This window comes from Nocardioides sp. F233, from assembly GCF_057813895.1.
Window position 1 is genome coordinate 183,881 of record NZ_JBVASH010000004.1, and the last position, 18,797, is coordinate 202,677.

Annotated in this window: 18 protein-coding genes; 16 read left to right on the forward strand and 2 right to left on the reverse strand. The window is 71.5% G+C overall.

The window, feature by feature from the left end; all coding sequences use genetic code 11:
- Positions 1–6: 6 nt before the first annotated feature.
- A complete protein-coding gene (gene yczR, locus ACZYRU_RS16840) occupies positions 7–1,464 on the reverse strand; it encodes a MocR-like transcription factor YczR (protein ID WP_488958249.1) in 1,458 nt (485 codons plus the stop codon).
- A gap of 61 nt (positions 1,465–1,525) precedes the next feature.
- On the opposite strand from yczR, the gene yczE reads away from it, so the two are divergent.
- The 15 genes from yczE to ACZYRU_RS16915 all read left to right on the forward strand — a co-directional run bounded on the left by yczE (position 1,526) and on the right by ACZYRU_RS16915 (position 17,578).
- Positions 1,526–2,188: a membrane protein YczE gene (yczE, locus tag ACZYRU_RS16845; protein WP_488958250.1), complete on the forward strand. Its 663-nt coding sequence runs from the start codon at positions 1,526–1,528 to the stop codon at positions 2,186–2,188.
- Between the two features lie 66 nt (positions 2,189–2,254).
- On the forward strand, positions 2,255–3,013 hold the full coding sequence (locus tag ACZYRU_RS16850) for a helix-turn-helix transcriptional regulator (protein ID WP_488958251.1): 759 nt from the start codon (positions 2,255–2,257) through the stop codon (positions 3,011–3,013).
- Positions 3,014–3,116: 103 nt separating this feature from the next.
- Positions 3,117–3,530 (forward strand): hypothetical protein, encoded by a 414-nt coding sequence (locus tag ACZYRU_RS16855; RefSeq protein WP_488958252.1) that lies wholly within the window; start codon positions 3,117–3,119, stop codon positions 3,528–3,530.
- A 170-nt stretch (positions 3,531–3,700) separates the two neighbouring features.
- Complete coding sequence (locus ACZYRU_RS16860) at positions 3,701–4,930, forward strand: toxic anion resistance protein (RefSeq protein WP_488958253.1); 1,230 nt, start codon at positions 3,701–3,703, stop codon at positions 4,928–4,930.
- Positions 4,931–4,963: 33 nt separating this feature from the next.
- Positions 4,964–5,479 carry a hypothetical protein gene (locus ACZYRU_RS16865; RefSeq protein ID WP_488958254.1) on the forward strand — a complete coding sequence of 172 codons (516 nt, stop codon included), beginning with the start codon at positions 4,964–4,966 and terminating at the stop codon, positions 5,477–5,479.
- Complete coding sequence (locus ACZYRU_RS16870) at positions 5,476–7,068, forward strand: AAA family ATPase (RefSeq protein ID WP_488958255.1); 1,593 nt, start codon at positions 5,476–5,478, stop codon at positions 7,066–7,068. Before ACZYRU_RS16865 ends, ACZYRU_RS16870 begins: the two co-directional genes overlap by 4 nt.
- Entirely contained in the window at positions 7,065–8,327 is a 1,263-nt protein-coding gene (locus ACZYRU_RS16875) for a hypothetical protein (RefSeq protein WP_488958256.1), read from the forward strand. Before ACZYRU_RS16870 ends, ACZYRU_RS16875 begins: the two co-directional genes overlap by 4 nt.
- Positions 8,327–9,259 (forward strand): glutamate ABC transporter substrate-binding protein, encoded by a 933-nt coding sequence (locus ACZYRU_RS16880; RefSeq protein WP_488958257.1) that lies wholly within the window; start codon positions 8,327–8,329, stop codon positions 9,257–9,259. The genes ACZYRU_RS16875 and ACZYRU_RS16880 overlap by 1 nt, the downstream gene beginning before the upstream one ends.
- 14 nt (positions 9,260–9,273) lie before the next feature.
- Complete coding sequence (locus tag ACZYRU_RS16885) at positions 9,274–10,386, forward strand: hypothetical protein (RefSeq protein ID WP_488958258.1); 1,113 nt, start codon at positions 9,274–9,276, stop codon at positions 10,384–10,386.
- Positions 10,383–12,824: a serine/threonine-protein kinase gene (locus tag ACZYRU_RS16890; RefSeq protein ID WP_488958259.1), complete on the forward strand. Its 2,442-nt coding sequence runs from the start codon at positions 10,383–10,385 to the stop codon at positions 12,822–12,824. Before ACZYRU_RS16885 ends, ACZYRU_RS16890 begins: the two co-directional genes overlap by 4 nt.
- Positions 12,821–13,981: a PP2C family protein-serine/threonine phosphatase gene (locus tag ACZYRU_RS16895; protein ID WP_488958260.1), complete on the forward strand. Its 1,161-nt coding sequence runs from the start codon at positions 12,821–12,823 to the stop codon at positions 13,979–13,981. The genes ACZYRU_RS16890 and ACZYRU_RS16895 overlap by 4 nt, the downstream gene beginning before the upstream one ends.
- The gene (locus ACZYRU_RS16900) at positions 13,974–15,263 is read left to right on the forward strand and encodes a vWA domain-containing protein (RefSeq protein ID WP_488958261.1); all 1,290 of its coding nucleotides are present in this window, start codon (positions 13,974–13,976) and stop codon (positions 15,261–15,263) included. Before ACZYRU_RS16895 ends, ACZYRU_RS16900 begins: the two co-directional genes overlap by 8 nt.
- The gene (locus ACZYRU_RS16905; protein WP_488958262.1) at positions 15,260–16,057 is read left to right on the forward strand and encodes a double zinc ribbon and FHA domain-containing protein; all 798 of its coding nucleotides are present in this window, start codon (positions 15,260–15,262) and stop codon (positions 16,055–16,057) included. The genes ACZYRU_RS16900 and ACZYRU_RS16905 overlap by 4 nt, the downstream gene beginning before the upstream one ends.
- 128 nt (positions 16,058–16,185) lie before the next feature.
- Positions 16,186–16,659 (forward strand): hemerythrin domain-containing protein, encoded by a 474-nt coding sequence (locus ACZYRU_RS16910; protein WP_488958263.1) that lies wholly within the window; start codon positions 16,186–16,188, stop codon positions 16,657–16,659.
- Between the two features lie 25 nt (positions 16,660–16,684).
- The gene (locus ACZYRU_RS16915; RefSeq protein WP_488958264.1) at positions 16,685–17,578 is read left to right on the forward strand and encodes an SDR family oxidoreductase; all 894 of its coding nucleotides are present in this window, start codon (positions 16,685–16,687) and stop codon (positions 17,576–17,578) included.
- A gap of 15 nt (positions 17,579–17,593) precedes the next feature.
- Here the strand turns inward: ACZYRU_RS16915 and ACZYRU_RS16920 are convergent, their stop codons facing one another.
- Entirely contained in the window at positions 17,594–18,163 is a 570-nt protein-coding gene (locus tag ACZYRU_RS16920) for an O-methyltransferase (protein ID WP_488958265.1), read from the reverse strand.
- Positions 18,164–18,625: 462 nt separating this feature from the next.
- Between ACZYRU_RS16920 and ACZYRU_RS16925 the strand changes: the two genes are divergently transcribed.
- Entirely contained in the window at positions 18,626–18,790 is a 165-nt protein-coding gene (locus tag ACZYRU_RS16925) for a hypothetical protein (protein WP_488958266.1), read from the forward strand.
- Positions 18,791–18,797: the final 7 nt, after the last annotated feature.

Genomic DNA, 18,797 nt, shown 5'->3' on the forward strand with positions numbered 1-18,797 from the left:
CCCCGCTCAGGCGACCAGGAACGGCTCGGACCCCGACGGCGGCGTGGCCACACCCACCCGTCCCGAGGTGACGACCGCCCAGGCGTCCGCGATCCGTCGTACGGCCTCGACCAGCTGGGGCGCCGCGATCGCGTAGGGGAGCCTGATGTAGCGGTCCAGCCCGCCCTCCGGCGCGAACGACGGGCCCGGTGCGAGCAGCACGCCGTGCCGCTCGGCCTCGGTCGACAGGGCGGTCGCGCCAGCGACGGGCAGGTGGCACCACAGTGCCATCCCGCCGGCCGGCGGCCGGAACTCCCAGTCGGGCAGGTGCTCGGCGAGCGCGCCGGCCATCGCGTCGCGCTGCTCACGCAGGCGCGCCCGCTGGCCGCGCAGCACCGGCTCGAGGTCCCCGGTCAGCAGCCGGGTGAGCACCAGCTGCTCGAGGACGGGTACGCCGAGATCGAGCCCGACCCGGGCCCGGGTGAGCCGGTCGACGAGGGCGTGCGGCGCCCGGATCCAGCCCAGCCGCAGCCCGCCCCAGATGCTCTTGCTCGCGCTGCCCACGCAGACCGCGTCCTTCGCGAGCGCCGCGAGCGGGGTGCCCGCGCTGGCCTCGTCGTCGAGCGCCAGCAGGTGGTGCGCCTCGTCGACGACGGGAACGGCGTCGTGGCGGGCGAGCAGGCCGGCGTACCGCTCCCGGTCGGGCTCGGACATCACGAGCCCGGTGGGGTTGTGGAAGTCGGGCATCACGTGGACCAGCCGCGGCCGGTGCCGGGTCACGGTCGCGGTGACGGCGTCGAGGTCCCACCCGGACGGGTCCAGCGCGATCGTGGTCAGCCGGCCGCCGCCGGTGCGCAGCGCCTGCACGGCGTTGGGGTACGTCGGCGACTCGACCAGCACGCGGTCGCGCGGGCCGGCGAGCGCGCTGCCGATGACCGCGGTCGCCGCGAGCGCGCCCGGGGTGACGATGATCTGCTCGGGTGCGGTCGGCAGCCCGCGGGCGTCGTACGTCGCCGCGACGGCGGCCTGCAGGTCCGGCATCCCGGCGGGGAAGTAGCCGTGACCGCCGAGGTGGGCGGGCAGGTCGGCGGCCGCCTCGGCGTACACCGCCGCGATGCCCGGGGGAGCGGTCGCGGCCGCGCAGACCAGGTCGATCACGCCGTTGCCGACGTCGCTGGGCCACAGGGCGCGGTCGAGCGCACGGGTGCGCCCGCCGGGCAACCGGGTGAAGGTGCCCGCGCCCTGGCGGGCCTCGGCGTAGTGGGAGTCGCGCAGCACCGCGTAGGCCCGGGTCACCGTCGTCCGCGAGACCCCGAGCGCGTCGGTCAGGTCGCGCTCGCTGGGCAGACGGGTGCCGTAGCCGATCCGCCCGTCGCCGATCAGCTCGCGCAGGGCGTCGGCCAGCCCGACGTATGCCGGCGACCGGTGGAACCCGTCGACGAGGGAGGCCAAGCGCGGGGCGGACAGCGAAGTGGACTGCTCCATGCAGGCCACCCTCTCACGATTGGCTATTTTGGAACAGTCCAATCCCCGTCACGCTGGTGTCATGTCGATCGCCGCGCCTGCCCCTCGGGTCGCCGTCCAGCTCACCGACCTCGGCCCCGTCGCCCAGCTCCGCGCCGGGCGGCTGCCCCGCCGCGTCGTCCAGCTGTACGTCGGCCTGTACCTCTACGGCGTCAGCCTGGCCCTGATGGTGCTCGGCAACATCGGCCTGGCGCCGTGGGACGTGCTGCACTCCGGCTTCATTCGCCAGGTCCCGATCACTCTCGGGGAGGCGGTCGTGCTGTTCAGCTTCGTGGTGCTGGTGCTGTGGATCCCGCTGCGCGAGAAGCCCGGCCTCGGCACCATCTCCAACGCGATCGTCGTCGGCATGTCCGCGGACCTGACGCTCGGCATGTTCGACGCCCCCGACAACCTGGCTGCCCGGATCGCCCTCATGGTCGGCGGCATCCTCCTGTGCGGCCTCGCCACCGCCCTCTACATCGGCGCCCAGCTCGGCCGCGGCCCCCGCGACGGCCTGATGACCGGCCTGCACCGTCGTACCGGACTGTCTATCCGGCTGGTCCGCACCGGCATCGAGATCGCGGTCGTCGTCATCGGCCTGGTCCTCGGCGGCACCCTCGGGCTCGGCACGGTCGTGTTCGCGCTGACCATCGGTCCGATCACGCAGTGGATGATGCCGTGGTTCCTGGTGGAGCTGGAGTCCTGACCGGACCAGTCGAAGAAGACGTGGCGGAGACTGGATCCGCCGAGCGCGATCTGCTTGCCTGTCGCGATGGCCGTCAGCCGCTCCCCAGGTCACGACTTCGTCGCGCAGCAGGCGGTCCTGGACTCCGCCCTTCGGCTGTTGACGCATCGAACGCTGGCACTCGAACGGATCGCCTCCAAGGGACTATCGCCCGACGCGTCGATCGTCGCCTCGGGAGGTGACCTCGCGCGCTGGACCGTGTCCGCGTCGCGGGACTGGTCGAGCCTGCTCTCGACACGGCCGAGCGCATCGGTGATGGACCTGGCGCGTTCCTTGCCCAACAACCGGGCGATGGTCGACCGCGGCCTGAAGATGCGCAGCGTGTTCGACTGGGGAGGCACCGAGCCCGCGCTGTGGGAGCTCCTCGCGGCGGAACCGAACGCGGAGCGCCACTACTTCGCGAGCTTTGCCCCCGTCCTGATGCGGGTCGTCGACTACGAACAGGTGTTCCTGAGCGGGCCACCGGCCACCCGTTCCATCCTGCGGCTCTCGTCCCCGGCCGCCGTCGAATCAGCGCTCCTGCACTGGAACGAGGTGTTTGCGCACGCACAGCCGTGCCGACCGGACAACACCGTCTCTCGGCCGACGCCGTTGTCGACGCGGCAGGCTCTCGTCCTGGAGCTGCTGAGGCGCGGAGACACCGACCCCCAGATCGCGTCGATCCTGACGGTCAGCGTGCGGACGATCCAGTCCGAGATCGCGAGGCTCATGCGCCTCTACGAAGCCGGCTCCCGCTTCGCGTTGGGCTATGCCTACGCCGAACAGAAGGGTGGCTGGCCCGGCTGAGGACCTGAGCGGTTGCGGGAACCCGCAACGTGGGTCGGCCCTGCGCCCCGGTTGCCTAGCGTGCCGTAGCCAAGGTCAACCTCGACGAAAGAGCAGATGCATCATGAGCGCCATCCTCAAGCTGTTCCCGGTCACCGCCCTCCTCGCGGCCGTGCTGGCCATCCCGTCCGCGGCAACGGCGACCACAGACCCCGGCGGCGGCGGATCCGCTTGTTCCGTGCTGCTGGTCAAGGTCGTACGGTCCACGACGGTGACCGTGACGCTGAAGGGCTACTGCGACCACCGGTTCACGCGGTGGAACCACGGCATGACCCTCCAGCGCCCCGGGAAGACCGTCACGTCCACGACCGGATGCACGAACTTCTCGGGCATGACGACGTGCACGAAGACCATCTCCATCTCCAACCCGGCGGGGAGCCAGCAGTTCGTCATCAACGACGAGTGGAGCGACTACCACGCGTGGCCGGCCGACAGCGTCGTGCACCACGGCCGGTTCACCCTCGCCTTCACCGCCTGACACGTCGCCGAGGGTTCTCCGTCAGGACACGAGTGGGGCTCACCTGGTCCTGGGCACGACGTCCAGGACCAGGTGGGACCGAGATCGACCCGAGGGATCCCCCTGAACCGGACCCTGATTTGCGCCGCTGACCCTGCATGAGGAGAGGGTTCGCTGGATAGGCTCGGGCCATGACCACCGACGGTTCCCAGGCCGCTGCCCCCGAACCCGCCCCGCTCGCCCCTCCCGAGCCTGCGATCACGCTGACCGCGGCGGAGGCGCCGGCCCCGGTCGTGGAGACCCAGGCGCCCAAGATGGCGCCGCAGGTCGAGGCGGCGATGGTGCCCGAGCTCGACGCGAAGGTCGACAGCTTCATCACCGCGCTGACCTCCACCAAGGCGGGCAGCCCGGAGTTCGCGGCACAGGCCGAGAACGTGCGCACCATGGGCGACGCCGACATCCGCAAGGCGGCCGAGACGTCCAACCGGATGCTCGACAAGCCGGTCACCGCGCTCAAGTCGGGCGGCATCGCGCAGGGTTCCACTGTCGGCAAGACGCTGCTGGAGCTGCGTCGTACGGTCGAGGACCTCGACCCGGGCCAGGCGACCGGCGTGAAGAAGTGGTGGGACAAGCTGCCCTTCAACGACAAGATCGAGGACTACTTCCGCAAGTACCAGTCCTCGCAGAGCCAGCTCAACGGCATCCTCCACTCGCTGCGCAGCGGGCAGGACGAGCTGACCCGCGACAACGTCGCACTCAACCTGGAGAAGACCAACCTCTGGGGCGTGATGGGCCGGCTCAACCAGTACATCTACGTCGCCGAGAAGCTCGACGCGAAGCTGTCGGCCAAGATCGCCGAGCTCGAGCTGAGCGACCCCGAGACGGCCAAGACACTGTCGCAGGACGTGCTGTTCTACGTGCGCCAGAAGCACCAGGACCTGCTCACCCAGCTCGCGGTGTCGATCCAGGCCTACCTCGCCATCGACATCATCATCAAGAACAACATCGAGCTGATCAAGGGCGTCGACCGGGCGACCACGACGACCATCTCCGCCCTGCGTACGGCGGTCATCGTCGCCCAGGCGCTGAGCAACCAGAAGCTGGTCCTCGACCAGATCACGGCGCTCAACACCACGACGTCCGCGATGATCCAGCGCACCTCGGAGATGCTCAAGGAGAACTCCGCCGCGATCCAGGAGCAGGCGGCCTCCTCGACCATCGGCATCGAGCAGCTGCAGGCCGCGTTCGCCAACATCTACGCCACGATGGACTCGATCGACGAGTTCAAGCTCAAGGCGCTCGACAACATGTCGACGACCATCGGCGTCCTCGAGAACGAGGTGCAGAAGTCGAAGGCCTACCTGGAGCGGGTCCAGCAGCACGACGCCCGCAATGCCGCCGGCACGCTGGACATCGGCTAGGCCGAGGGGATCAGGGGACAGGACACATTTCGGGTGGGGCTGAAGTCGTGGTGGCGCAGGAACCGGGGCGCCGCGCAGGAGCCGGCGTACGTCGTACCGCCGGCGCCGACCGAGCAGGACATCCGTGCTGCGCTCAACCAGGTGGCGGCGATGCTCACCGAGAACAACGCGCCGCCGGTGGTCGTGTCGCGCGTGCAGCGGATCGCGCGCACGGTCAACCAGACGCTGCCGCGTCTCAGCCAGCTCGGGCTCGGCAGCGAGGAGAGCTACTCGGTCGTCGCGACGGCGACCGACTACCTCCCTGAGGCGCTGCAGGCCTACCTCCGGCTGCCGCGCGACTGGGCCGACACCCGGCCGATCGACGGGCCGAAGACGGCGCTGCTGGTCCTCATCGAGGCGCTCGAGCTGCTCGGCGTGACGATGGACCAGATCCTCGACGCCGCCAACCGTGCCGACGCGCAGGCACTGATCGCCCACAGCCGCTTCCTCGACGCCAAGTTCGGCCACTCCTCCTCGGGCGGCCCCGACCTCACGCTGGGAACCCCATGACGACGCTCACCGAAGCCCTCGACGACCTCGTCGCCGCGGCCCGTGCCGCCGGGCTCGACGAGGCCGCCGCCCGTGCCGAGGGCGAGGCGGTCGCCGCCACCGTCTCCGAGCGCTCGCGCGGCGCCTTCGTCGACTGGTGCGCGCAGACCGGGCGCGAACGCTCCGCCGAGGAGCACATGCTCGCCGCCAAGCGCGGCAACCGGTTCCGTGCCGGCCCGACGCCGCTGATGGCCCAGCTGCTGCTGGAGAAGTCCGCTGCGTCGGCCGACTACGCCGGTGCCCTGGCCGACGTCGCCCTCGCCGGCTCGGCGCTCGGCGAGCCCGGACCTGACGCGGTCGGCGCCGCCACCACGGTCACGACCGCCCAGCTCGGCGGGGGAGCGGCCGGGCTGACTCCGTCGTCGAGCGCCCCCGGCGCCTTCGACCTGCCGACCCGTCAGTCGGTCCCGGGCCTCGGTGACCAGGTGCTCGACCAGGTACGCCGGGTCGGTGAGCAGGTACGCCGTCAGCTCGGCGCCCTCAACGACGCGGCCCCGACACTGCCGACGCCCACGCTCGACGCCGGAACGACCTCGACGGACGTGCCGCAGCCCGCCGACGGCGTCCAGACGCAGGCAGCCGAACCGGAGACCCCGCCGGTCGAGGAACCCAAGCCGGAGGAACCGACCAAGTCGGTCGAGGAGCTGCTCGCCGAGCTCGACGGCCTGATCGGCCTGGCCAACGTGAAGGGCGAGATCCACCGCCAGGCCGCGGTCCTGCGGGTCGAGGGCCTGCGCAAGAAGGCCGGCCTGGAGAGCCCGACGATCACCCGGCACCTCGTCTTCAACGGCAACCCCGGCACCGGCAAGACCACGGTCGCCCGTCTCGTCGCCGGCATCTACCGCGCGCTCGGCCTGCTCACCAAGGGCCAGCTGGTCGAGGTCGACCGCTCCGAGCTGGTCGCCGGCTACCTCGGGCAGACCGCCGCGAAGACCGCCGAGGTCGTGAAGTCTGCCGAGGGTGGCGTGCTGTTCATCGACGAGGCGTACTCCCTCTCCGGCGACCAGTACGGCAAGGAAGCGATCGACACCCTGGTCAAGGAGATGGAGGACAAGCGGGACGACCTCGTGGTCATCGTCGCCGGGTACCCGCTCCCCATGGCCATCTTCATCTCCGAGAACCCCGGTCTCGAGAGCCGGTTCCGGACCACGATCGACTTCGCCGACTACACCGACGACGAGCTGACCGCGATCTTCGAGTCGATGGTCAAGGGCTCCGACTACGACGCCGGCGAGCCGGTGCTGGCGCGGCTGCGCGAGATCCTCGGTGCGACCGAGCGCGGGCCGTCCTTCGGCAACGCGCGGTTCGTGCGCAACCTGATGGAGGCCGCGATCGGCCGCCACGCCTGGCGCCTGCGCGACATCACCGAGCCCACGCTGGAGCAGCTGCGGGCGCTCGAGCCCGAGGACCTCGTGGTCGACCCGAACGACGAGACCCCCGCCGAGCCCGACGCCCCGCCCGCCGAGCCGGTCGACCCGTTCGGCGACGACGCCACGGTCGCCCGCAAGCCGAAGGACCCCCAGGCCGAGACCCCCGAGGAGGAGTCGTGAGCCAGACCGCCACCCCCGCGGCCGCCCCACCCGCCGCCGCACCCGCGCCGGCCGCAGCGGCACCCGCACCTGCGGCCCAGCCCGCGTCGTCGTACGTCGACACGCCGGCGCTGCTCAACCGCTGGCAGCTGATCGGCATGAGCGTGGCCATCGTGTTCGGCATCGTCAGCGCGCTCGTGCAGTTCGTCGGCTGGCAGTCCGACGGTCGCGCGGCCGACGACACCGAGCAGCTGTTGAGGGTGCAGGAGGTCAAGACCTCGCTGCTGCGCGCCGACGCACTCGCGACCAACGCCTTCCTCAAGGGTGGTCTGGAGGACCCCGCCCAGCGCAAGGAGTACGACGACGCGATCGACGGCGTGCTCAAGGACATCGCCGACGCGGCAAAGGCCCAACCCGCCGACCGCAAGGCGCTTGCGGCGCTCAACGTCGAGGTCACCGAGTACACCACCGGTGTCACGCAGGGGCGCGACAACAACCGGCAGAAGTTCCCGATCGGCGCGGAGTACCTCAACACGGCCAGTACCAACCTGCGCGCGGGCGCGCTGCCGATCCTCGACGAGCTGATCAAGGCCAATCAGGAGCGAGCCGAGGACGCCATGAACGGGCAGCACCCGATCTGGCTGTTCCTCTTCGGTGTGGTGATCCTGGTGGCGCTGGTGTGGCTCAACCGCGAGCTCGCCCAGCACTTCCACCGGCGGATCAACAAGGGCATCGCGTTCGCGGCGGTCATCGTGCTCGCGGTCACGCTCGTCACAGTGGCCGGCGCCTGGATCAGGGACAGCTCCAACGACAGCCTGCGCGCCGGCGAGTTCGCGACGGCCGTGCACGAGGCGGACGCCCGCACCGCCGGCAACGACGCCAAGGCCAATGAGAGCCTCCGGCTGATCAAGCGGGGTTCAGGCAATACCTACGAGGATCCGTGGAAGGCGGCGGCGCAGGATGTCACCGCGTCGGGCACCGACGCGATGGGCGAGTGGGACGCATACAAGGCCGTCCACGGCGAGATCGTCAAGCGTGACAACGACGGCAACTGGGACAGCGCCCGGGACCTGGCCATCGCGGACAGCGGCAAGGCATTCGAACCGTTCGACGCCGCCACCAGCGCGGCGGTCGAGAAGAACGGCGCTGCCGCGACCGACGACCTGCGGAGTGGCCGCTGGTTCGCGCTGCTGATGAGCGGGTTGACCCTGCTCCTCGGCGTGGCAGCCGGGCTCTCGGTGGCCCGAGGTATCGGCGAGCGACGGAGGGAGTTCTCCTGATGAGGATCCGAGTCCTGGCGGTGACGCTGACCGCGACGGCGGCTCTCCTGGCGGGGTGTGGCTACGACGCCACGCCGCTGCCGAAGGCCGACAAGAGCCCGGAGGCCTCAGCGGCTCCCGCTGCCACGCCCGTGGAGTGCGACAACGCCACTCAGTCCTACAAGCCCAGCAACGACAAGGGTGCGGCGCTCAGACAGCTCATCAACGACAAGCGGCTGATCGTCGGCGTCTCTGGCGACACCTACAAGATGGGCTTCACCGACCCGACCGACGGCGAGCTCAAGGGCTTCGACATCGCATTCGCCCAGGAGATCGGCAAGGCGCTCGGCGTCCCGGTCGAACTTCGCGTCATTCAGGCCTCCGACCGCATCGAGATGCTCGACACGGGCAAGATCGACATGGTGGCCCGCAACATGACGGTCAACTGCGAGCGCTGGACCCAGGTCGCGTTCTCGGCCGTCTACTACAACGCCACCCAGAAGGTGCTGGTCGGCACCGATGAGGCCGACAAGTACACCGGACCGGCGGACCTCGCCGGCAGGAGAGTCTGCGCGCCGAAGCAGACGACCAGCGTCGCCAACATCAAGAAGATCGAGCCCGACGTGATCGCGGTCGAGGCCGCCAACCACACCGGCTGCCTGATCAAGTTCCAGAACAGCGAGGTCGACGCGATCACCGGTGACGACACCGTGCTCGCCGGCCTCGCCGCGCAGGACCCGTACACCGCGGTGCCGCCGCAGGAGAAGCTGACCGACGAGCCCTACGGCCTGGCCTTCAACAAGAAGGACACGGACCTTGTGGCGTTCGCCAACTCCGTGCTCGACCAGATGCGTGCCGACGGCCGTTGGGCAGCGATCTACGACGAGTGGCTCAAGCCCACCCTCAAGGTGGACGCCACGCCCCCCACGCCCGCCTACGGTCGGCCGAAGTGAGCGTGCAGGCCACCATGACCACCACGGCCCCCGTCGCCCCCGGCAAGCTGGGGGACGCGCTGGAGCCTGCCGCGATCCAGGCCTACCTTGGCCAGCTCGACACCTGGCTGCGCGTACGACGCTCCGAGCTCGACGAGCTCGACCAGGCCGCGCTGGCGGTGGGACGCGGGGGAGAGCTGGCGGGCGACATGTCGTTGGCTCTGGCGCTGTGGAAGGCGACGTCCGACCGCTATCAGCTGGTCTTCGCGACCTGGGACGGCGGACGGGTGCTCCAGCAGGAGCGGGAGCGGATCTCGGCGCTGGTCTGGGGTCGGCTCGACGGCGCCAGCGAGCTGCCCGGTGGGCTGGCGGTGTCGCTGCCGGAGGCCGGGCGGCTGTGCGACGCGCTGACGGGTCAGCTGCGCGGCCGGCTGGCGCTGGTGCCCGGGGCCGACGCCCAGGCGGCGCGGATCCGGGAGCTGCGGGCGCAGCTGGAGCGGATCCGCGACCAGGTGGGGCTGGAGCCGGCGCTGACCCGCGACGCCGCCGTCAACCGGCTGGCCGAGCTGATGTCGCGGCTCGAGGGGATCACCGCGAAGGCCGAGCGCGGCGGCGACGCCGGCGGCATGCTCGGTCCGCTCGAGGTCGAGGCGACCACGTTCGAGCGCGACCTCATCGTCGGCAACGCTCGGCGTCGTGACGCCCGCGACCAGGTGATCTCCGCGCGCGAGCTGCGCACGGACCTGGAGGCGCGCGAGGCCGCGCTGCAGAAGCTGGCCGAGACCTGCGTGGCGACGGTCGACCCCGCGCCGCGGTACGCCGTACCCGACGTCGACCTGCTCGGCCCGGTGCCGGTCACACCCGATGCGATCGGCCCCTACCTCGAACGCCTCGACCGCGTCTCGCAGGCGCTCGAGGTCGCCCAGCACGCCTACGCCGCGGCGCTCGACGAGCACACCCAGCTGCTCGCCCTGCTCGACGCGTACGTCGCCAAGGCGCGCGCGGCCGCGGTCGCCGACCACCCCGACCTCGTCGCGAGCGAGAAGTCCGCCCGCGACCTCCTCGAGCGCCGACCGACCCCGATGGCGGTCGCGAAGCAGCTCGTCACGACGTACCAGACCTGGCTGATCAAGGAGACGAGCGCATGAGCACAGGTGCCTGCACCCAACCCGGCTGCACCGGCAGCATCGTCGACGGCTACTGCGACGTGTGCGGCATGCCCGGGGTCTCGACAGGCTCGACCGCCTTGTCGCCGTCGACCCCGGCTACCGCTCCCGCCGCTGTCGCGCCTGCCGGGGACGCCACCGTCAAGGCCCCGATCGCCGCCGCGGTCGCGGGCAACCCGGCCAGCGTGGCGGCCTCGACCTGCCAGCAGCCCGGCTGCACCGGCACCATCCTCGACGGCTACTGCGACGTGTGCGGTACGCCGGCCGTCCCCGGCGCGAAGGTCGCCGAGGTGACGGCGCTGGCAGAGTCCCAGCCGCTCTCCGGTCGCGAGGGCACCTCCGCCACCGCGGCCAGCCGGGTCCAGTCCGCGGCGATCGGCTCGAAGCGCGCCGGCGCGACGGGCAGCACGTCCACCCGACGCACCCGCACCGGCTCGCAGCGGATGCGTGCCGCCCGGATCGGCGCCGGGCTGACCGTCGTACCTCCTGCGCCGCCGGTCGACGCCGCCAAGGCGATCATGGCCAACCCGCAGGTGCCCGAGGACAAGCGCAGCTGCGCCAAGTGCGGCAACGCAGTCGGTCGCAGCATCGACGGACAGCCCGGTCGCAGCGAGGGTTTCTGCCCCAACTGCGGCCAGCAGTTCTCGTTCACCCCGAAGCTGCAGCAGGGCGACCTCGTCGCCGGCCAGTACGAGGTCGCGGGCGCGCTCGCCCACGGCGGACTCGGCTGGATCTACCTCGCACGCGACCGCAACGTCTCCAACCGCTGGGTCGTGCTCAAGGGCCTGCTCAACTCCGGCGACCCCGACGCGCTCGCCGCGGCGATCGCCGAGCAGCAGTTCCTCGCGCAGGTCGAGCACCCGCTGATCGTCGAGATCTACAACTTCGTCACGCACGAAGGTGCCGGCTACATCGTGATGGAGTACGTCGGCGGCAAGTCGCTCAAGCAGATCCTCAAGCAGCGGATGGTCGCCAACAACGGCGCCTACGACCCGTTGCCGGTCGACCAGGCGCTCGCCTACATCCTCGAGCTGCTGCCGGCGTTCCAGTACCTCCACGACCTCGGCCTGGTCTACTGCGACTTCAAGCCCGACAACATGATCCAGGTCGGCGACGCGATGAAGCTGATCGACCTGGGCGGCGTACGACGCATCGACGACGAGGAGTCGGCGATCTACGGCACGGTCGGCTACCAGGCGCCCGAGGTCGCCGAGGTCGGCCCGTCGGTCGCCTCCGACATCTACACGATCGGCCGCACCCTGGTCGTGCTGTGCATGGAGTTCCGCGGCTACCAGGGCACCTACCTGCACACCCTGCCGCCGGTCGATGCGACGCCGTTGTTCCAGCAGTACGACTCCCTCTACCAGCTCATCGCCAAGTGCTGCGCGCCCGACCCGGCCGACCGGTTCGCCTCCGTCGACGAGATGCGCACCCAGCTCCTGGGCGTGCTGCGCGAGGTGGTGGCGCGCACGCGGCAGGGGACGGCGACCACGTCGGCCGCGTCCGTGCTCTTCGAGTCGCCCGCGACCGCCCGCCCGATCACCGAGTGGAGCCAGCTGCCCGACCTGCGCACCGACACCACGGACGCGCAGTACGGCTGGCTGAGCACGATCGGCGACGACGACCCGAAGCAGCGGCTCAAGGACCTCGAGTCTGCGCCGGAGGACACCGCCGAGGTGTGGCTGGCCCGGGCCCACGCGGCGCTCGCGCTCGGCGACCCGGTGCTGGCCAGGAACCACGCGCAGAAGCTGCTCACCGACGATCCGTGGGAGTGGCGGGCGCTGTGGATCGAGGGTCTCGCCTCGGTCGAGGCCGGTGACTGGGAGACCGCGAAGGCGTCGTTCAACGCCGTCTACCAGCAGGTGCCCGGTGAGCTCGCGCCCAAGCTGGCGCTGGCGTTCGCCTGCGAGCGCGGTGGCCTGCCCGAGGTGGCCGAGGGCCTCTACCTCGTGTGCGCGTCGACCGACGCCGCCTACGTGCCACCGGCCGCGTTCGGCATGGCGCGGGTCCGCGCCGACCGGCACGACGTTCCCGGTGCCGTGGCCGCGCTCGACCTGGTGCCGACGACCAGCCGGGGCTACACGGAGAGCCGCCAGCAGCGGGCCGAGGTGCTGCTGTCCGGCAGCGCGCAGGACATCACCGTGCTCGACCAGGCGATGCGGACGATCGACTCCTCGAGCGTCGACCAGGCCACCCGGCAGCGCTTCACGGTGCGGATCCTCAACGAGGCGCTGCCCGTCATCTCCGCCGGCAAGGTGCCCGCGGGCGCGCGGATCGGGGCCGTCGAGGCGACCGAGGCCGGCGTACGTGACGGGATCGAGAACGCCCTGCGGCTGCTCGCGCGCGACGCCGTCGACCTCAAGGAGCGGGTCACCCTGGTCAACCAGGCCAACGCCGTCCGGAACTGGAGTCTCACGTGAACTGCCCCTCCTGCCAGGCCGCGCTCGCGCCGGGTGCCCGCTTCTGCGAGAACTGCGGTGCGCAGCTCGGCGGTGCGGCCACTGCGGCGGCTCCCGCGGCGGCTCCCGTCGACCACCCGCTCGGCGACGCCCCGATCAGCGCCCCCACCCGCAAGCCGGCGGCCTCCCTGCCCGACCCGCCGGCCCCGGCCGGACGGCGTCCCTGCACCGAGTGCGGGGGAGAGGTCGGCCCCGACCTCTACTGTCTCGAGTGCGGCACCAAGGCGCCCAGCGAGCGCGACCACTTCCAGGAGCAGCCCGCACCCTGGGTCGCCGGCGTGTGCGACAAGGCGATCGGCAAGAACCGCAACGAGGACGCGATGGCGCTGCTCGCCGGCGCCGAGCCGGGCTCGCGGGCGGTGCTGATCGTGATGGACGGGGTCTCGAACTCGATCGACTCCGATGTCGCGTCCCTGGCCGGCGCGCGTGCGGCGCGCGAGGTGCTGCGGATGCCGTTGCCGGCGGGGATGGGTACGCCGGAGAGCCGCGACGCCGCCGTGCGCAAGGTCTTCACGGATGCCGCGGCCGCCGCCAACACCGCGATCGTCGCGGTCACCGACCCCGACTCGACCAACCCCGCGTCGGCGACCTTCACGACCGCCGTCCTCGAGGGCCGGCGGATCACCTGGGCCAACATCGGCGACTCCCGCTCGTACTGGCTGCCCGACGACGGCACCCCCGTCCAGCTCACCGTCGACGACTCGGTCGCGCAGGCCCAGATCGCCTCCGGCGTGGCCCGCGAGATCGCCGAGACCGGACCGCAGGCGCACGCCATCACCAAGTGGCTGGGCCGCGACTCCGAGGACCAGAAGCCCACCGTCGGTGCGCTCGAGGTCGACCGGAACGGCTGGCTGCTGGCGTGCTCCGACGGCCTGTGGAACTACGCCTCCGAGCCGGAGGCGCTGGCCGCGCAGGTCCGCGCCGCCGCCACGAGGGACCCGCTCGCCCTCGCGCTGGCGCTGGTCGCCTTCGCGAACGGCGCCGGCGGGCACGACAACATCACCGCTGCCGTGGCCCGGGTCGACCTGACCCCGCCCCCGCCGCCCCCGCCGCCGCCACCGGCTGTCGGGCAGAATGACCAGACGCCGACCCCAGGAGGAGAGCCGAGCGATGGCTGAGTTCAGCGCCGCCGTCTACCAGAACGAGTTCCTGCCCGACGGCGGGACCGACGTCAACGCGATCGTCACGATCACCTGCAAGGGCGCCGGCACCGCCGGACAGTCCGGTGCGGGCAGCGCGGGCGAGATCATCATCGTCGACACGTCCGGCTCGATGGGCCCGGCGACGATGGCCGCCGCCAAGGAGGGCGCCCAGGCCGCGCTCGCCGAGATCGTCGACGGCACCTACTTCGCAGTGATCGCCGGCGCCGACCGCGCGATGCTCGCCTACCCGCAGGTCTCCAGCGGTCCGGGCATGGTCCAGATGGACGTGCGCACCCGCCACGAGGCGTCGTTGGCGATCGACCGTTTCGTCGGCAGCGGCGGTACGGCGATCAGCACCTGGCTCGACCTCGCCGGTCAGCTCTTCTCCTCGGTCAGCGCCGTCACCCAGCGCCACGTGCTGCTGCTCACCGACGGCGAGAACCGCGAGCGCCCGGGTCGTCTCGACGACGCGATCAACCGCGCCACCGGCTACTTCCAGGCCGACTGCCGCGGCGCCGGCACCGACTGGCAGGTCGCGGAGATCCGCCGGATCGCGCAGGCGCTGCTCGGCACGGTCGACATCATCCCGAGCCCGGCCGAGATGAAGGCCCAGTTCGAGGAGATCATGCGCAACGCCATGGCCCGCGGTGTCGCCGACGCGTCGCTGCGGGTGTGGACGCCGCAGGGCGCCGAGGTGCTGTTCGTGCGCCAGGTGTCGCCGACCGTCGAGGACCTGACCAGCCGTCGTACGCCGGTCAACCCGCTCACCGGCGACTACCCGACCGGCGCGTGGGCCGACGAGTCCCGCGACTACCACGTCGCGGTCCGGGTGCCAGCCAAGGCGATCGGCCAGGAGCAGCTCGCCGCCCGCGTGCAGCTCGCGCTGGGCAGCGACGTCGTCGCCCAGGGCCTGGTCAAGGCGACCTGGTCCAACAACTCCGAGCTCACCACCCGGATCGACCAGCAGGTCGCCCACTACACCGGCCAGGCCGAGCTCGCCCAGGCCATCCAGGAGGGCCTCGCGGCCAAGGCCGCCGGCGACGAGGCGACCGCGACCACCAAGCTCGGGCGCGCCGTCCAGCTGGCCGCCGAGACCGGCAACGACGAGGCCACCTCCAAGCTGCGCAAGGTCGTCGACGTCGACAACGAGGAGACCGGCACCGTCCGGCTCAAGCGGTCGGTCGAGAAGGCCGACGAGATGGCCCTCGACACCGCGTCCACCAAGACCACGCGGATCCGCAAGGAGCCCACGGCATGAACACCTGCCCGTCCGGGCACGAGTCGGCCTCGGACGACTACTGCGACGTCTGCGGCCTGCCGATCCCGGCGGGCGGCGGTACGCCGGCACCGGACGGGGCGGGTGCGCCGCCTGCTCCCGAGCAGCCGGCCGCTCCGGCGGCTCCGGCCGCGCCCTCGGCGGCCGAGTGCCCGAACTGCCAGGCGGCCAACCCGCCGAACGCCCTGTTCTGCGAGGCCTGCGGCTACGACTTCACCACCGGCTCGATGCCGCGCCCGATCACGCCGTCGGTCCTCGACCTCGGTGTGCCGGCACCGCCGGACCCGGCCGCACCTGCCGGCGCCGACGACGCCGGCACGGCCGACGCGAAGAAGCTCGCCGCGCCGGACGCATCGATCGCGCCCCCGCTCGCCGACGCGTGGGTGGCCGAGGTCTGGATCGACCCGGACTGGTACACCGACCAGGAGTCGACCGACCCGCTCCCGTCCGCGGGCGTGCCGACCGTCGTACCCCTGAGGACGACGTCGGTCCTGGTCGGCCGCACCTCCCGCAGCCGCGGGATCCACCCCGACATCGACCTCGCCACCGACAACGGCATCAGCCGGCGCCACTGCCAGCTCACCACCGACGGCAGCCGCTGGTGGGTCGAGGACCTGGGCTCGTCCAACGGCACCTACCTCGGCTCGGCCGTCGGCCCACTGCCCAAGGACCCGGTGCCCGCGGGGGAGAAGCGCGAGATCGCCCCGGACGCGCGGGTCTACCTCGGCGCCTGGACCCGGATCGTGATCCGGAGGGCCCAGCCCGGCGAGGTGTGAGCGTCCCGCCCCTGGGGTAGGTTCGGCGCCAGCATCGCGTGCGGGTGACGGACTGCGTCACGCATGGAGGTGCCGGACCAGGAAGGCGATGATCATGACGATCACGTCGACTTCCTCGTTCCTCGCCGATGGCTGAGGGACGAGAGCACGCCAGGCTGGTCGCCTGGCACCACGAGATGGAGAACGCGCACGCCCGGCTGCGGCGGGCGCTCGAGGTCACTCGACAGGCCCTCGCCACGGGTGTCGAGGTGCCCGCCGCCGAGCGGGACCTGCTGCTGTACTGCCACGGTTTCTGCGCGGCTCTCGACGGCCACCACCGGGCCGAGGACGACGGACTGTTCCCGGCGCTGCTCGCTCAGCGGCCCGAGCTGGCCGGCGTGGTCCGGACGCTGGAGCAGGACCACGGGATGATCGCCCACCTGCTGCACGCGCTCCGGGCGGCGCTGGACGACGGCCGGAGCGGCGTCGACCTGGAGCGGCACCTCGACGGGATCGGGGCGATCATGGAGTCGCACTTCAGGTACGAGGAGCGGCAGCTGCTCGGGGTGCTCGCCGGCCTCGACCTGCCGCTCGGCGTACCCGAAGGACTGGGTCCCCTGTGAGCCCGGATTCTGCGAGCATGCGTCCATGGCGATCAAGGACCAGGTCATCCTCATCACCGGCGGCGCGCGTGGCATCGGGCTCGAGACCGCGAAGGCGCTGGCGGCCGGGGGCGCCCGACTGGCCCTGACCGACCTCGACGCACCGGCGCTGGCCGACGCGGTCGCGGCCATCGGCGCCGACCGGTGCGAGGGGATCGTGGCCGACGTGTGCGACCTGGCCGCGATGGAGGCGGCGGTCGCGACGACGCTGGAGCGGTTCGGCCGGATCGACACCGTGCTCGCCAATGCGGGCATCGCCAGCTACGGCTCGGTGATGGCGATCGACCCGGCCGCGTTCCAGCGCACGATCGACATCAACATCGTCGGCGTCTTCAACACCGCCCGGGCCTCGGTGCCGGCGCTCGCGGAGAGCAAGGGCTACCTGCTGGTGGTCTCGTCGCTGGCCGCCTTCGCGGCGGCACCGGGCCTGGCGGCGTACAACGCCAGCAAGGCCGGGGTCGAGCACTTCGCCAACGCGCTGCGGCTCGAGGTCGCCCACCAGGGGATCGCGGTCGGGTCGGCACACATGTCGTGGATCGACACCCCGCTGGTGCAGGACGCCAAGAGCGACCTGCCGACCTTCCAGGAGCTGCTCAGCAAGCTGCCGCCGCCGCTCAACCGGACCACTGGCGTCGAGGCGTGCGTCAAGGCGTTCGTGAAGGGCGTCGACAAGCGCTCGCGGCACGTCTACTGCCCCGGTTGGGTGCGCGGCGCCGGCCTCAATCGCAACGTCATCAACTCCGCCGCCGGCAACCGGCCGATCCTCAAGCTGGTGCCGGACCTGCTGCCGCGGATGGACGCCGAGGTGCGGGCGCTCGGTCGCTCGACCAGCGCGCGCAACATCGCCAACGACGCGCGCACGGCCCGCGAGGAGGGCTGAGCAGCGCGCGGAAGGTCAGCGACGCGTCGCGATCAGCGCCGACGCGTCGGGCGCGACCATCACCTCGACGGTGGTGAACCGCTCGTCGGTGAGCCACTCCTCGCGCAGCGTGTCGACCCGGCCGCCGGTGATCGGCGGCCACATCTCGCACGGGAAGAAGTCGTCGAGCACGACGATGCCGCCCGGCTCGACCAGGTCGGCGATCTTGTCGACCCCGACGGCCGACGGGTCGCCCGAGTCGAGGAAGAGCAGCGAGAACGGGCCCTTGTCCATCAGCGTGGACCAGTCCGCCTCGAGGACGTCGACCAACGGGTCCTCGTCGAAGATCTCGATCGCGGCTGCCGCGAGCTTGGGGTTCAGCTCGGCGGTGAGGATCCGCGCCTTGTCGTTGCGTACGCCGGAGCGCAGCCAGGCGGTCCCGACACCGCAGCCGGTGCCGAACTCGGCCATGGTCCCCTCGCGGGTCGCGGCGAGCGCGGCCAGCAGCCGGCCGGTCTCGTTGCGGCAGAACGACACGTAGCCCGCGCGCCGGGACACGTCGAACGCGCGGTGGACCACGTCAGGAAGCTCGGGGGGCGCGCTCATACCTTGAGTCTCACCCGTGGGTTCAAGGGGCGGGACACCGGTCTCGGATCTTGGTCGGGTCGCACCGCGACTTGTCGGGCACTTCCTGCAGCCCGCCGCCCGCATGCTGGACGAAACAGGGACAACGACCAGTCGGCTCCTCTACAGTCTTCTCATCATGCGGAGCGCTCTTCTCGTAATCGTGCGCCGCGGCGAGGCCTGAGAGAGGCCACCTCGCCGCGGTGATTGCGGCGTTCCCGATACCGCGTCGGGCTTCTCGATCAAACCGAAGAAGTCCTGACGCATCTCCGATCCGCACCGCGGCGGGCCCACCGGCCGGCAACGCGTGATCCGTATCCCCGTCGTAGTCGAGCTCCCGTGAGACCCACGAGCTGACGCCCCACCCGCCGTGGTGGGAGACGCGCAGGACAGCAGTCGTCCAGCACCGTCCTCAGCACCCTCAGCTCTCACGGAGACCCAGCGATGTTCACCACCTCGACCCGCCCCGACGCCCAGTACCGCGACTCCCGCGAGTGGGGCCCCGCCAAGCACGACCCCGAGCACCCCTTCCACCTCGCCCAGCTCGACACGCCCGCCGCGGGGACTGACCTGCGAGACGGTGACGCCGGGCTCCCTGACGACAACTAGGTTTTCC